At 74.4% G+C, this 12,992-nt stretch carries 14 protein-coding genes; 8 read left to right on the plus strand and 6 right to left on the minus strand.

What is annotated here, in order from left to right; genetic code table 11:
- Positions 1-69: 69 nt before the first annotated feature.
- The 3 genes from ACFYXV_RS17480 to ACFYXV_RS17490 all read left to right on the plus strand — a co-directional run bounded on the left by ACFYXV_RS17480 (position 70) and on the right by ACFYXV_RS17490 (position 2,083).
- Positions 70-933: an AraC family transcriptional regulator gene (locus ACFYXV_RS17480; protein ID WP_389383338.1), complete on the plus strand. Its 864-nt coding sequence runs from the start codon at positions 70-72 to the stop codon at positions 931-933.
- 146 nt (positions 934-1,079) lie between these two features.
- On the plus strand, positions 1,080-1,778 hold the full coding sequence (locus ACFYXV_RS17485; RefSeq protein WP_383350015.1) for an AzlC family ABC transporter permease: 699 nt from the start codon (positions 1,080-1,082) through the stop codon (positions 1,776-1,778).
- The gene (locus ACFYXV_RS17490) at positions 1,775-2,083 is read left to right on the plus strand and encodes an AzlD domain-containing protein (RefSeq protein WP_030859690.1); all 309 of its coding nucleotides are present in this window, start codon (positions 1,775-1,777) and stop codon (positions 2,081-2,083) included. Before ACFYXV_RS17485 ends, ACFYXV_RS17490 begins: the two co-directional genes overlap by 4 nt.
- Positions 2,084-2,126: 43 nt before the next feature.
- Here the strand turns inward: ACFYXV_RS17490 and ACFYXV_RS17495 are convergent, their stop codons facing one another.
- Positions 2,127-3,158 carry a hypothetical protein gene (locus ACFYXV_RS17495; RefSeq protein WP_389383339.1) on the minus strand — a complete coding sequence of 344 codons (1,032 nt, stop codon included), beginning with the start codon at positions 3,156-3,158 and terminating at the stop codon, positions 2,127-2,129.
- An 82-nt stretch (positions 3,159-3,240) separates the two neighbouring features.
- Between ACFYXV_RS17495 and ACFYXV_RS17500 the strand changes: the two genes are divergently transcribed.
- Both ACFYXV_RS17500 and ACFYXV_RS17505 read left to right on the plus strand, forming a co-directional pair.
- Positions 3,241-3,435 (plus strand): DUF3046 domain-containing protein, encoded by a 195-nt coding sequence (locus tag ACFYXV_RS17500; RefSeq protein ID WP_053682254.1) that lies wholly within the window; start codon positions 3,241-3,243, stop codon positions 3,433-3,435.
- A 213-nt stretch (positions 3,436-3,648) separates the two neighbouring features.
- Positions 3,649-4,755 (plus strand): AI-2E family transporter, encoded by a 1,107-nt coding sequence (locus tag ACFYXV_RS17505; RefSeq protein WP_385469906.1) that lies wholly within the window; start codon positions 3,649-3,651, stop codon positions 4,753-4,755.
- Here ACFYXV_RS17505 and ACFYXV_RS17510 read toward each other — a convergent pair.
- Complete coding sequence (locus tag ACFYXV_RS17510; RefSeq protein ID WP_385469881.1) at positions 4,697-5,467, minus strand: Clp protease N-terminal domain-containing protein; 771 nt, start codon at positions 5,465-5,467, stop codon at positions 4,697-4,699. The two genes, ACFYXV_RS17505 and ACFYXV_RS17510, sit on opposite strands and share 59 nt — an antisense overlap.
- A 203-nt stretch (positions 5,468-5,670) precedes the next feature.
- Between ACFYXV_RS17510 and recA the strand changes: the two genes are divergently transcribed.
- The 3 genes from recA (at position 5,671) to ACFYXV_RS17525 (ending at position 10,134) form a co-directional block, all read left to right on the plus strand.
- A complete protein-coding gene (recA, locus tag ACFYXV_RS17515) occupies positions 5,671-6,780 on the plus strand; it encodes a recombinase RecA (protein ID WP_383349991.1) in 1,110 nt (369 codons plus the stop codon).
- 3 nt (positions 6,781-6,783) lie between these two features.
- The gene (gene recX, locus ACFYXV_RS17520) at positions 6,784-7,434 is read left to right on the plus strand and encodes a recombination regulator RecX (protein ID WP_389383341.1); all 651 of its coding nucleotides are present in this window, start codon (positions 6,784-6,786) and stop codon (positions 7,432-7,434) included.
- Positions 7,435-7,566: 132 nt separating this feature from the next.
- The gene (locus tag ACFYXV_RS17525; protein WP_389383342.1) at positions 7,567-10,134 is read left to right on the plus strand and encodes an FtsX-like permease family protein; all 2,568 of its coding nucleotides are present in this window, start codon (positions 7,567-7,569) and stop codon (positions 10,132-10,134) included.
- A gap of 78 nt (positions 10,135-10,212) precedes the next feature.
- Here the strand turns inward: ACFYXV_RS17525 and ACFYXV_RS17530 are convergent, their stop codons facing one another.
- The 4 genes from ACFYXV_RS17530 to ACFYXV_RS17545 all read right to left on the minus strand — a co-directional run bounded on the left by ACFYXV_RS17530 (position 10,213) and on the right by ACFYXV_RS17545 (position 12,963).
- The gene (locus tag ACFYXV_RS17530) at positions 10,213-10,614 is read right to left on the minus strand and encodes a rhodanese-like domain-containing protein (RefSeq protein WP_385469904.1); all 402 of its coding nucleotides are present in this window, start codon (positions 10,612-10,614) and stop codon (positions 10,213-10,215) included.
- A complete protein-coding gene (locus tag ACFYXV_RS17535) occupies positions 10,605-11,174 on the minus strand; it encodes a cysteine dioxygenase (protein ID WP_389383344.1) in 570 nt (189 codons plus the stop codon). The genes ACFYXV_RS17530 and ACFYXV_RS17535 overlap by 10 nt, the downstream gene beginning before the upstream one ends.
- A gap of 61 nt (positions 11,175-11,235) precedes the next feature.
- Positions 11,236-11,322, minus strand: a complete 87-nt coding sequence (locus ACFYXV_RS17540; RefSeq protein WP_311318651.1) for a putative leader peptide — start codon at positions 11,320-11,322, stop codon at positions 11,236-11,238.
- Positions 11,323-11,355: 33 nt separating this feature from the next.
- Positions 11,356-12,963 carry an FAD-dependent monooxygenase gene (locus ACFYXV_RS17545; protein WP_389383345.1) on the minus strand — a complete coding sequence of 536 codons (1,608 nt, stop codon included), beginning with the start codon at positions 12,961-12,963 and terminating at the stop codon, positions 11,356-11,358.
- Positions 12,964-12,992: the final 29 nt, after the last annotated feature.

Raw genomic sequence — 12,992 nt, forward strand, 5'->3', positions numbered from 1 at the left:
GCACCCGGGTACCGACAACGGCCCGGACCTGGGCAAACGCCCGGGCCGGGCGGGGCGCAGAATGGGGGAATGGCGGACAGGGCGCAGGAGTCGGTCGAGCGGGAGTGGGCCCGGCACTGGCAGTACGCGGAACTGCCCGGCCTGGACCTGCTGCGCGCCCACTACGTACGCCACACCTTCCCGCGCCACGCCCACGACGGGTACGTCATCGCGGCCGTCACCGGCGGCATCGAGGAGGTCGGCCTGCCCGGCGGCATCGTGCGGGCCGGGCCGGGCAGCGTGGTCCTGATCAACCCCGAGGTGCCGCACACCGCCCGCGCCGGGGTCCCGGAGGGCTGGGCGTACGCGACCCTCTACCCTTCCCGGGAGCTGATCGCCGAGGTGGCCGCGGAGATCGGCATCCTGCGCGGGACCCCCGGGTTCACCACCGACCACGTCACCGATCCGCAGACCTCCTACGTGATCACCGAGGTGCACCGGGCCGCCGAGGAGGGCAACGCGCTCGCCGCCGACACGCTGCTGCGCGGGGCGGTGGCGAGGATGCTGACCCGGCACGCCGGGCCGCTCCCCGCCCGTACGGTCCGCGGCGCGGGCGCGGTCGACGCGGCGGCGGCCCGGGCGGTGCTCCTGGAGCGGATGGCGCTGCCGCCCTCGCTGGAACAGCTCGCCGCGGAGCTGGGGACCAGCCCGTTCGCCCTGCTGCGGGCCTTCCGGGAGCGGTACGGAATGCCGCCGCACACCTGGCTCACCGACGCCCGCGTCCGCCGGGCCCGGGCGCTGCTGGACGCGGGCACCACGCCGGCGGAGGCGGCCGTCGCCGTCGGCTTCACCGACCAGCCCCACCTGAACCGCCACTTCACCCGGATCGTGGGCGTCCCCCCGGGCGCGTACCGGCGGGAGCGGTCGGGCGGCGGGGGCGCGGCGGGGGGCTGAGCCCGGCGGACGGACGGGCCCGGCGGACGGACGGGCCCGGCGGACGGACGGGCCCCCGACGGCCACGGCCGGCGCCGCCGCGTGCAAGAACGTACAAGACCCGCTCCGGCCCGGCTGCGTACGGTCGCGGGGTGGGAGAACGACAGATGGTGATGCAGGAGAGCCCCGGCGGGTCCGTGGAGCGGCCGCGCGGGGCCGTCGTGCGCGACGCGCTCGGGGTCGGGGTGGCCGTCGGGCTGTCCGGGTTCGCGTTCGGGGTGACCGCCGCCGGAGCCGGGATCAGCGTGATCCAGGCCTGTGTGCTGAGCCTGCTCGTGTTCACCGGGGCCTCGCAGTTCGCGCTCGTCGGAGCGCTCGCCGCGGGCGGCAACCCGTTCACCGCGGCCGCCGGGGCCTTCTTCCTCGGTACGCGCAACGCCTTCTACGGGCTGCGGCTGTCGCAGCTGCTCGCCCTGCCCCGGGCCGTGCGCCCGCTCGCCGCCCACTGGGTGATCGACGAGACCACCGCCGTGGCGCTGGCCCAGCGCGACCGCAGGTCGGCACGGCTCGGGTTCACCGTGACCGGGCTGAGCCTGTACGTCCTGTGGAACCTCACCACCCTGCTCGGGGCCCTCGGCGCCGAGGCCCTCGGGGACACCTCCGCGTGGGGGCTGGACGCCGCCGGGCCGGCCGTCTTCCTGGCCCTGCTCGCGCCGATGCTCAAGACCGCCACCGAGCGGGCCGTCGCCGTGCTCGCCCTCGTCCTCGGGCTGGGCCTGCTGCCCGTACTGCCCGCCGGGCTGCCGGTGCTCGTCGCCGCCCTCGCCGCCCCCGCGGTCCTCTGGCTGAAGGGACGCCGCTCGTGAACGTCTGGATCGCCATCGCGCTCACCGTCGTCGGCTGCTACGCCGTCAAGCTGGCCGGGCTGCTCGTGCCCGCCGGGGTCCTGGAGCGGCCGGCGGTGCGCCGGCTCGCCGCCCTGCTGCCGGTCGCGCTGCTCGCCGCGCTGACCGCCCAGCAGACCTTCAGCACCGGGCACGAGCTCGTGCTCGACGCCCGCGCCGCCGGACTGGCCGCCGCCGGGCTCGCACTGCTGCTGCGGGCGCCGTTCCTGCTCGTGGTCGCCGCCGCGGTGGTCGTCACCGCGGGGGTCCGGGCCCTGGGCGGTTAGGCCGTGTCTTTCGGATCGCGGCGGGGCGGCGGCGCCCTCCGCGTCACGGCCCGGCCGGGTCCGCCGGGGGATCGCCGGTCAGCGGGCGGCCGTACGCGCGCAGGGTCAGCAGGGCCTCCAGGGTCGCGATCGGGCGCCGCTCCAGCGAACTGCCCGGCGCCCACGCGAGGCGCCGGACCGGCCAGCCGCCGTCCTGCTGCTGCCCGGCGGCCAGGAAGTCCAGCGAACGCCGCAGCTCCTCGTCGGTGAACCAGCCGCGCGCCAGCGACTCCGGCCGCCGGGCGACGTCGTGCGGGAACAGCTGCTCGCCCGGCGCGCAGCCGGGGTACGGCGGGTACTCGCGGCGCCGGCGCGGGTCGAGCACCACCAGCCGCTGCTCGCGTACGAGCCGTCCCAGCCGGTCCGCGGCGGCCACCGCCCGTGCCCGGTCGGGGGCGCCGTCGAGGAAGGCCACGGCACTCCGGATCTCGTACGGGTCCGTGCGGCGCAGGTTCTCGACCCGCTCCCAGCAGAAGTCGGTGGCCCGGAACAGCCACGCGTGCCAGATCCGGTTGCGGTGCAGCAGGCCGACCACCGGGCCCGTGGTCAGCAGCGCGCCCGGCGGATCGTCGTACACCGGGTGGTACGGGGCCCTGGGGTAGTCGTGCGGAGCCGGGAGGACCACCGGAAGGGCGCCGTCCGCGGTGGAGACACGGGTCAGGTGGCGGCAGAGCCGCTCGATCCGCTGGCCGGCGCAGCGGCCCAGGCCGTCCAGGATCCGCAGGGCGTGGGCGGTGTGCAGCGGATGGCTGAGCGGACCGCGCAGGTCCGGATCGAGGGCGTGGCCGTAGCCGCCGTCGGCGTTCAGGTACGAGCCGAGCGCGGTGTCCACCGCGTCGGCTTCCCCGCCGAGGAAGTGGAACGCGAACCGCCGCTGCTCCAGGACCCGGGCCGTGAGCCAGATGAACCGCTCGGCGCGGGCCAGGGGGGCCGGCGGTGGTGTCGGTGGGGATGCCGGTGGGGTTGGTCGGGACTGCGGGGTTGGTGGGGTCGATGAGTGTGGTGGGGTCAGCGAGGAAGCGTCGTCTCCAGGCATGCGTGAAACCGTAGGGCGCACTGCGGCGCGGGCGGGAGGCGAACGGCGCCGGTGCACTCTCCCGGGGCGGGATACTGGGCGCATGCGGTTGACGATTTTCTGGGAGCGGATGGCCGAGCACTTCGGCGCGGGCTACGCGGACTCCTTCGCGCGGGACCACGTCATGACGGAGCTCGGCGGACGCACCGTCCACCAGGCGCTGGACGCGGGCTGGGAGGCCAAGGACGTGTGGCGCGCCGTGTGTGCGGCGATGGACGTGCCCGCCTCGCTGCGCTGACGCGGGCGTCCGTTTCCCCGTACGCGGGGCGGGTGGGACAGACTGGGCGGCGTGGCAGCCACCGATGAGACGACCGTGACGACGACCGGCACGACGACGGATACGACGACCGACACCGCCGAGGGGATCGGGACGGCCGAGGCGCCCGGGCCCGCGGGGTCCGCGGCTCCTCCCGGCGGCGCCACCGCACCGCCGGCGGGGGCCGGGGCCCGGATGCCGCGCTGGCTGCCGCGCGCCGTCGTCCTCGTACTCGCCCTCATCGCCTGCTTCCAGCTCGGCAGCTGGGCCTTCCACCAGCTGACCGGGCTGCTCGTCAACATCCTGATCGCGTTCTTCCTCGCGCTCGCCGTCGAGCCCGCGGTGTCCCGGATGGCGGCCCGCGGCATGCGGCGCGGGCTCGCCACCTTCCTTGTGTTCCTGGGCGTGTTCGTCGCCGCCGCCGGCTTCGTCGTGCTGCTCGGCTCGATGCTCGCCGGGCAGATCGTCGAGATGGTGGGGGGCTTCCCGCGCTACCTCGACTCGGTGATCGCCGCGATCAACACCACCTTCCACACCAAGCTGTCCCGGCTGGAGATCCAGGACAGCCTGCTGCACTCCGACTGGCTCCAGAAGTACGTGCAGAACAGCGCGACCGGAGTGCTCGACGTGTCCGCCACCGTGCTCGGCGGGCTCTTCCGGCTGCTGACGGTCGGGCTCTTCTCGTTCTACTTCGCCGCCGACGGGCCGCGACTGCGGCGCGCGCTGTGCTCCGTACTGCCGCCCGCGAAGCAGTCGGAGGTCCTGCGCGCCTGGGAGATCGCCGTCGCCAAGACGGGCGGCTACCTGTACTCGCGGGGGCTGATGGCCCTGGTGTCCGGCATCGCCCACTACGTGGTCTTCGCGATCCTCGACGTGCCGTACGCGCCCGCGCTGGCGGTGTGGGTGGGGCTGGTCTCCCAGTTCATCCCCACCATCGGCACCTACCTGGCGGGCGCGCTGCCGATGCTGATCGCCTTCCCGGACTCGCCCTGGTACGCGCTGTACGTCCTCGGTTTCGTGGTGATCTACCAGCAGTTCGAGAACTACGTCCTGCAGCCGAAGCTGACCTCGAAGACGGTCGACATCCACCCGGCGGTGGCCTTCGGGTCCGTCATCGCGGGCACCGCCCTGCTGGGCGCGGTCGGGGCGCTCATCGCGATCCCGGCCGTCGCCACGCTGCAGGCCTTCCTCGGCGCGTACGTGAAGCGGTACGAACTGACCGAGCGGGCGGCCGGGGACTCCGCTAGGCCTTCCCGGCCCCGCCCTCGGCTTGGTCGAGGAACGCTGCCAGGGCCTCGTTGACGGTCGCCTCGGCGGCGGCCTTGTCGACGCCGAGGCCGCTGAGCGGGCCTTCGCCGTTCTCCAGTTCGAGGAGGGCGAGGAGGATGTGCTCGGTGCCGACGTAGTTGTGGCCCAGGCGCAGGGCCTCGCGGAAGGTGAGCTCCAGGGCCTTCTTGGCGGACGCGTCGAAGGGGATGAGGGCGGGGAGCTCTCCGTCGGCGGCCGGGGGCAGGGCGGCGGTCGCGGCGGTGCGCACGTCCTCCGCGGAGACCTGCTGGGCACGCAGGGCGAGGGAGGCCAGGCCCTCTGGCTCGGCGAGCAGGCCGAGGACGAGGTGCTCGGTGCGGATCTCGGAGTTGCCGGCGGCGCGGGTCTCGTTCTGCGCGGTGACGACGACGTTGCGGGCGCGCGGCGTGAAGCGGCCGAAGCCCTGGCTGGCGTCCATGCCGCCCTCGCCCTCCTTGTCGGCCTTGGGGACGAAGCGCTTCTGGGCGGCCTGGCGGGTGACGCCCATGCTGCGGCCGATGTCGGTCCAGGAGGCGCCGGAGCGGCGGGCCTGGTCCACGAAGTGGCCGATGAGGTGGTCCGCGACGTCACCGAGCGATTCGGCGACGACGACGGCGCCGCTGAGCTGCTCCAGGGTGTCGGTGTGGACCTTCTTGATGGCCTCGATCAGGTCGTCGAGGCGTACCGGGTTGGTCATGCGAACGGGTTCCACGGAAGGGTTCGTCATAGGTGCAACCCTAGGTTGACAGTCGAAGGGGTGTCAACCGTCGGTTGTCAGTCGGGTGCCCGGTGAGCCCGCTTGACAGGGAAATCGAACATCCATTCTGATGAGTTATCCACAGCCGAAACGGGTGTGGAAGCGCATTGTCAGTGGCAGGCGTTAGCGTCAATGGCGTGAAGCGATCGACTCAAGCAAACCGGGTGGAACCCATGGCAGGCACCGACCGCGAGAAGGCTCTCGACGCCGCGCTCGCACAGATTGAACGGCAATTCGGCAAGGGTGCGGTCATGCGCCTCGGCGACAAGCCGAACGACCCCATCGAGGTCATCCCGACCGGGTCGACCGCGCTGGACATCGCGCTCGGCGTCGGCGGGCTGCCCCGCGGCCGTGTGATCGAGGTGTACGGCCCGGAGTCCTCCGGCAAGACGACCCTGACCCTGCACGCCGTGGCCAACGCGCAGAAGGCCGGCGGCACCGTCGCCTTCGTGGACGCCGAGCACGCGCTCGACCCCGAGTACGCGAAGGCCCTCGGCGTCGACACCGACAACCTCATCCTGTCGCAGCCGGACACCGGCGAGCAGGCGCTGGAGATCGTGGACATGCTGGTCCGCTCCGGTGCCCTCGACCTGATCGTCATCGACTCCGTCGCCGCACTCGTGCCGCGCGCGGAGATCGAGGGCGAGATGGGCGACTCGCACGTCGGTCTCCAGGCCCGGCTGATGAGCCAGGCGCTCCGGAAGATCACCGGCGCGCTCAACCAGTCCAAGACCACCGCGATCTTCATCAACCAGCTCCGCGAGAAGATCGGTGTGATGTTCGGCTCGCCGGAGACCACCACCGGTGGCCGCGCGCTGAAGTTCTACGCCTCCGTGCGCCTCGACATCCGCCGTATCGAGACCCTCAAGGACGGCACCGACGCGGTCGGCAACCGTACCCGCGTCAAGGTCGTCAAGAACAAGGTCGCGCCGCCGTTCAAGCAGGCCGAGTTCGACATCCTCTACGGCCAGGGCATCAGCCGTGAGGGCGGCCTGATCGACATGGGCGTGGAGCACGGCTTCGTGCGCAAGGCCGGCGCCTGGTACACGTACGAGGGCGACCAGCTCGGCCAGGGCAAGGAGAACGCCCGCAACTTCCTGAAGGACAACCCCGACCTCGCCAACGAGATCGAGCGGAAGATCAAGGAGAAGCTGGGCGTGGGCGTGCGCAAGGACGCCGCCGCCGAGGCGGCCGCCGGTGCGCCTGCCGCCGAGGCAGCGGCCGTGCCCGCCCCCGCGTCGAAGGCCAAGACGACGGCCAAGTCCGCCGTCGCCAAGAGCTGACCCGTGCGGGAGCAGGAAAGGGGCGGCGGGAGCGGCGGCCGGGAGGGCCGTCGCGGAGGCGGTCGCGAACGCCGTCGTGAAGACGGCCTCGAAGACCGTCGTGACGGCGGCCGGGAAGACCGCCGGGAACTGCCGCCCCAGAGTCCCGAGGAGCAGGCGCGGGCGATCTGCCTGCGCCTGCTCACCGGGATGCCGCGCACCCGGCGGCAGCTCGCGGACGCCCTGGAGAAGCGGGGCATCCCCGAGGAGGTGTCGCAGGAGGTCCTCTCCCGGTACGAAGAGGTCGGCCTGATCGACGACGCCGCGTTCGCCGGGGCCTGGGTCGAGTCCCGGCACCGCGGCCGGGGCCTCGCCCGCCGGGCGCTCGCGCAGGAGCTGCGGACCAAGGGGGTGCACGCCACCCTCGTCCAGGAGGCACTGGAACAGCTGGACTCCGACCAGGAGGAGCAGACCGCCCGGGAGCTCGTGGAGCGCAAGCTCCGCTCCACCCGGGGCCTGGAGCGGGACAAGCGGCTGCGGCGCCTCGCCGGGATGCTCGCCCGCAAGGGGTACCCGGAGGGCATGGCCCTGCGGGTGGTCCGGCGCGCGCTGGAGCAGGAGGGCGCCGAAGGCGCGGACGAGGACGAAGACGGCCCGGGGTACTCGGGGTTCTGAGGGACGCGGGTTCTGGGGCCGGCCTCCGGGCTGCGGGGCCGCCGACAGTGCCCGGGGGTGGGGGTAGCCCCCGGGTCGAGACGCCGGGGTGCGTCACTGTCAACCAGCGGGCCCGGCGGCAGAGTTGGCCGCATGATGCTGCGTTACGCCCTCCAGACCGTCAGGGACCGCAAGGCCGGCTTCCTCGGCGCCTTCGTCGCGCTGCTGTGTGCGGCCGCCCTCGTCACCGCCTGCGGCACCCTCCTGGAAACCGGACTCCGCGGAAAGATCGCCACCGAGCGCTACGCGGCCACGCCGGTCGTCGTCTCCGCCGACCAGAACGTGCACCAGACCACGGTCACGGAGAAGAAGGGCAAGACCAAAACGAAGCACAAGGCCAAGCCCGTGGCCGAACGGGCCTGGCTCCCCGCCGCCACCGTGGACACCGTCCGGTCCGTGGCGGGCGTCGCTCGGGCGGTGCCGGAGCTCAGCTTCCAGGCCGTCCCGCTGGTCAAGGCCCCGGGCGGCGCGAAGCCCTCGTACGGGCACGCCTGGACCTCCGCCGCACTCACCCCCTTCACGCTCGCCGAGGGCCGCGCCCCCCGGAACGGCGACGAAGTCGTCGTCGACCGCGAACTGGCCGCCCGCGCGGGGCTGAAGACCGGCGCCCCGCTCACCGTGCAGGCCACCGGCGAGCCGAAGACGTACACCGTGAGCGGGATCGCACAGAGCGCCCGCGGCGACCTCGCCCGGCAGAACGCGCTGTTCTTCGGGGACTCCGAGGCGCAGCGGCTGGCCGCCCGCGACGGACAGGTCACCGCCATCGGGGTCCTGCCGGCTCCCGGGGCCGACCCGGGTGAACTGGCCGGGCGGCTCCGGCAGGCGCTCCGGAGTGCGGACGGCGATGGGGGCGGCGATGGGGGCGGCGCACAGGTCGCTGCGGGCGACGCACGCGGGCCCGTGGAGTTCCTCGACGCGTCCGGCGCACGCATCAAGCTCGTCTCCATGGGCGGGGCCATGGGCGGCACCTCGCTCCTCGTCGCGATCCTCGTGGTCGTCGGCACCTTCGCCCTCTCCGTCCAGCAGCGCTACCGCGAGCTCGCCCTGCTGCGGGCCATCGCCGCCACGCCGAAGCAGCTGCGCCGCATGATCGGCCGAGAGGCCCTGCTCGTGGGCCTGGCCGCCGGTGTCGCGGGGGCGCTCGCCGGACTCCCGCTCGCCGCCTGGCTCCACGGCCGGTTCGTCGCGAGCGGGGTCGTCCCCGCCAACCTGGAGCGCACGGCCGGGATCTTCCCGATGTTCGCCGCGGTCGGAGCGAGCCTGCTCGGAGCCTGGGCCGCGGCCAGGATCACCGGGCGGCGGATCGCCCGGATCCGCCCGGCCGAGGCGCTCGCGGAATCCGCCGTGGAGCGGGGGCGCCCCGCGTGGATCCGGATCGCCACCGGGGTGCTGCTGCTGGCCGGCGGGGCGGTGCTGGTCGCCGTACTCAGTGCGCTGCGCACCGAGCCCGCGTCGACCCCGGTGACCTTCCTCGCGGTCGTCGTGTTCGCCGCGGCGGTCTCGCTGCTCGGCCCGCTGCTGGTCCGGGGCGCGGCGGCGGTCCTCGCCGGGCCGCTTCGGCTGGCCGGCCCGGGCGGGTACCTGGCCACCGCGAACCTGCGCGGCAACGCCACCCGCATGGCGTCCGCCGTCACCCCGCTCGCGCTGCTGATCGGCATGACCTGCACCGTTGTGTTCATCACGCCGACGCTGGGCGACGCCGCCCGGGCGCAGGCCCGCGACGGGGTCCGGGCCGGCTGGGTGCTGGCCGCGCAGGGCCCGGGTGTCACCGGCGGCGCCGCGGAGCGGATCCGCCGGACCCCCGGGGTCACGGCGGCCACCGAGATCGTGCACACGTCCGTACGGGTGGGGCTGACGAAGTACGGCGCGCAGGGGGTCACCCCGGCCGGGCTGACCCGGACCTGGGACCCCGGCGTCACGGCCGGGAGCCTGGACGGGTTCGGCGAGAAGAGCGTGGCTGTGAGCGAACTGGCCGCCGATCAGCTGGGGCTGAAGCCGGGGAGCCCGCTGGAGCTCGCACTGGGCGACGGAACACCGGTCACCCTGACCGTCTCGGCCGTGTACGCGCGAGGGCTGGGCTTCGGTGACCTGACGCTGCCGCACGATCTCGTCGCCGCGCACGCGGACAACCCGCTGGCGGACAGCGTGCTGGTGGCGGCCGAGCCGGGGACGGGGCGGGAAAGGCTGGCCGCGGCGGTCGCGGGGTTCGCGGGGGTCGGGGTGCTGTCGGCGCGGGACGCGGACGCGGTGCGGGCGGAGCGGCAGCAGGCGGGTGCCGAGATCAACCTGCTGGCGATGGGACTGGTCCTGGCGTTCACCGCGATCGCGGTGGTCAACACCCTCGCCATGTCGACGTCGGAGCGGCTGCGGGAGTTCGCGATGCTGAGGCTGGCGGGGGCGAAGCGTCGGCAGGTGCTGCGGATGCTGCGGGCGGAGGCGGTGGCGGTGGTGCTGATCGGGGCGGTGCTGGGGTCGGGCATCGCGCTGGCCGTGCTGACCGCGTTCAGCGTGGGGATGACGGGGGCGGCTGCGCCGGCGGTGCTGCCGGTGGTGTACGTGGGGGTGGTGGGTGTGGCGGGGCTGCTGGCGCTCGCCGCGACCGCCCTGCCGGGGCGGGTCGCGCTGCGCGTGCCGCCGGTCGAGGTGGCCACCTCGCGGTAGCGGGCCGCTGCCGCCCGTGACCCGGGCCCGGGGCTCTTTCCGCCGAAGCGGTGGGGCCCCGGGCTAGGCCGGGCCGGGCTAAGAGGCGGGGGTGACGGGAAGCCCCGCGGACTTCCAGGACTGGAAGCCGCCCGTGAGGTCCGTGGCGCGGTGGAGGCCCAGGGCGTGGAGGGAGGCCGCCGCCAGGGAGGAGGCGTAGCCCTCGTTGCAGATCACCACCACCCGCAGGTCGTGCGAGGTGGCTTCGGGGGCGCGGTGGGAGCCCTGTGGGTCCAGGCGCCATTCCAGTTCGTTGCGCTCCACGACCAGCGCCCCCGGGATCAGGCCGTCCCTCTCGCGCAGTGCCTGGTAGCGGATGTCCACCAGCAGCGCGTCGCCTGCGCGAAACGCCTCGTACGCCTGTGCCGGGCCGATCCGCGCGTACGTGGAACGGACCCGCTCCAGCAGGGCGTCGATGCCGACCGGGGCGCTCACTGCCAGTCCGCCGGACGCTCGACCTGCTCCAGAGTGAGCACCTGCCCGGTGCGGCTGAAGCGGCGGATCAGGGGCAGCGGCGGGTAGTACGCGTGCACGGAGACCGCGTGCTCCGCCTGAGAGTCGTTCAGCACCTCGTGTACGTGGTGCTCGCCGAACGCCCGGCCCGTCCCCGCGCCCAGGCTGCGGCTGCGGTCGAGGTCCGGGGCGAGTTCCAGGCTCCGCCAGCCCTCCGAGGGGAGCCGGACCGCCAGCGAGTGCTCCTTCAGCCGGCCCCGGGCGGTGGCGAACGCGCCCTGCGACTCGGCGTGGTCGTGCCAGCCGGTGCCGGCGCCCGGGGGCCAGCCGATCACCCAGGCCTCGCTGCCGCCCGGTCCGTCGAGGCGGATCCAGGTGCGGCCCTCGGGGTCGAGGGGGAGGGAGTCGATGACCGCCGGGTCGGCGGCGGTGCGCAGCGCGAAGTCGAGGAGTTCCGCCGCCGTCACCGGGGGCGCGGCGGCGCGTACGGGGGCGTGCGGAGGTGCGGGGGGCGCAGTGGATGCACTGGGGGCAAGGGGCGCAGACATGGGGGCGTGACCGTCCTGGGGGTTCGCGAAAGTGCGCGCGGAGCGCGCGAGGGGAGGCGAATCAGCAGGAAGGGCGACACACGCAGCCCGCGTAGCGGAGCAGGTCCATATGGACCCTCCGCCACAGGCGCACGTCATTGCCGGTCATGTCCGCGAGTGAAGCACGCCGACCGGAGACCGGTCAATCGATCACGGCCGGATGTGTCGGGGCCGTAGGCGTCGTTGAGGACGGGTCGAGCGCCGCGCGAGCGCCCTCGGGCGCCCCGCACCTGAGCGTGTCCGCAGCCTCGTACAGCTCGGCCGGCCGCACGCCAGCGAAGGTCGCCGCCAGGTGCCCGTCCGGCCTGACCAGCAGGACCGTGTGCGCGGGCGCCCCCGGGTAGCCGTCCGCGACCAGCAGTTCGGTACGGACCGGCAGCGCGCTGACCGCCGCCGCGAGCCGCGGCATCAGCCCGGCGCCCAGCCAGTGGCGCCGGTCCCAGACCCCGGTGCCGGGGGCGACCAGGACCACCAGCGGCCGGCCCCGCCCGAGGAGGTCGCGCAGCGGCACCGTCGACCCGTCGGGCGCGGTGACGGGAATGTTGGCGACCTGACCGCCGGGCTCCGTGTCGGTGGGCACCTCGCGCACGGCCACCGGCGGGGCGTACGTCGGCGCCGCACCCAGCGGGCCCCGGCCCAAGTGGCCGTCGGTCAGCAGCAGTTCACCGGAGCGGGTGGCGCCGGGCAGGTACGTCCGCAGCCCGCCGCCCCCGCGCAGTACGGGCATCGCCTGGTCGGCGGCGCGCAGCCGGGCCGCGACCGCCGTGCGGCGCTCGCCCTCGTAGCTGTCGAGGAGGGCCTCGGAAGCGCCCTGGTGCCAGGCCAGGGACAGCTTCCAGGCCAGGTTCTCGGCGTCCCGCAGCCCCTCGTCGACCCCCTGCGTGCCGAGCGCGCCCAGCAGGTGCGCGGCGTCCCCGGCGAGGAAGGCGCGCCGGTCGCGCCAGCGCCGGGCCAGCCGGTGGTGCAGGGTGTGCACGCCGGTGTCGAGGAGCTCGTACGGAGGTGTCGTGCCCCCGCACCACGCGGCCAGGGTGTCCCGGATCAGGGTGACGAGCGCGTCGGGCGTGACCAGCTCGCCGCGGGCCGGGAGCAGCCAGTCCAGGCGCCACACCCCGTCGGGCAGCGGCCGGGCGGTGGTCTCCTGCGGCGGATCGCGGTGCAGCAGGGCTTCGCCGGGCCAGGGGAGATCGGTGCGCAGCGCGGCCACGGCGTGCCGCTCGACGGCGGTGCGGCCGGGGAAGCGGATGCCGAGCAGCTTGCGCACGGTGGAGCGGGCCCCGTCGCAGCCGACCAGGTAACTCCCGCGCCACCACGTGGTCTCGGCGCCCCGGGTGTGCGCGGTGATCCCGCGGTCGTCCTGTTCGAGGGAGTCCAGTTTGCTGTCGGTGACCAGCTGGATCAGCGGATGCGTGCCCGCGGCGTCGCGCAGCCCGCGCGCGAGGGCGTGCTGCGGCAGGTGCAGGGGAGCCTGGCGGTCCTCGAAGGTGACGCGCCGGGCGTCGTCGGCCCGGCCGCGGCGCCGCAGGGTGCGCCAGGCGGCGAACAGCGCGCCCTCGTCGCGCAGGGTCGTACAGCCGAGCCGGTGGACCATGGCCGAGGTGTCCTCGTGCAGGACGACCGTCCGGGCAGGCCGGGGCAGGTCCTTGCCCGGTCCCTCGTCGAGCACGACGCTGGGCACGCCCGAGCCGGCCAGGGCCAGGGCCAGCGACAGTCCGACGGGCCCCGCGCCGACGACGATCACCGGGTCCATGATGCGGCTCCCGATGTCCGGTATGTGAT

It is taken from the genome of Streptomyces sp. NPDC002181, from assembly GCF_042890485.1.
In the GTDB taxonomy this organism is placed as follows: Bacteria; Actinomycetota; Actinomycetes; order Streptomycetales; family Streptomycetaceae; genus Streptomyces.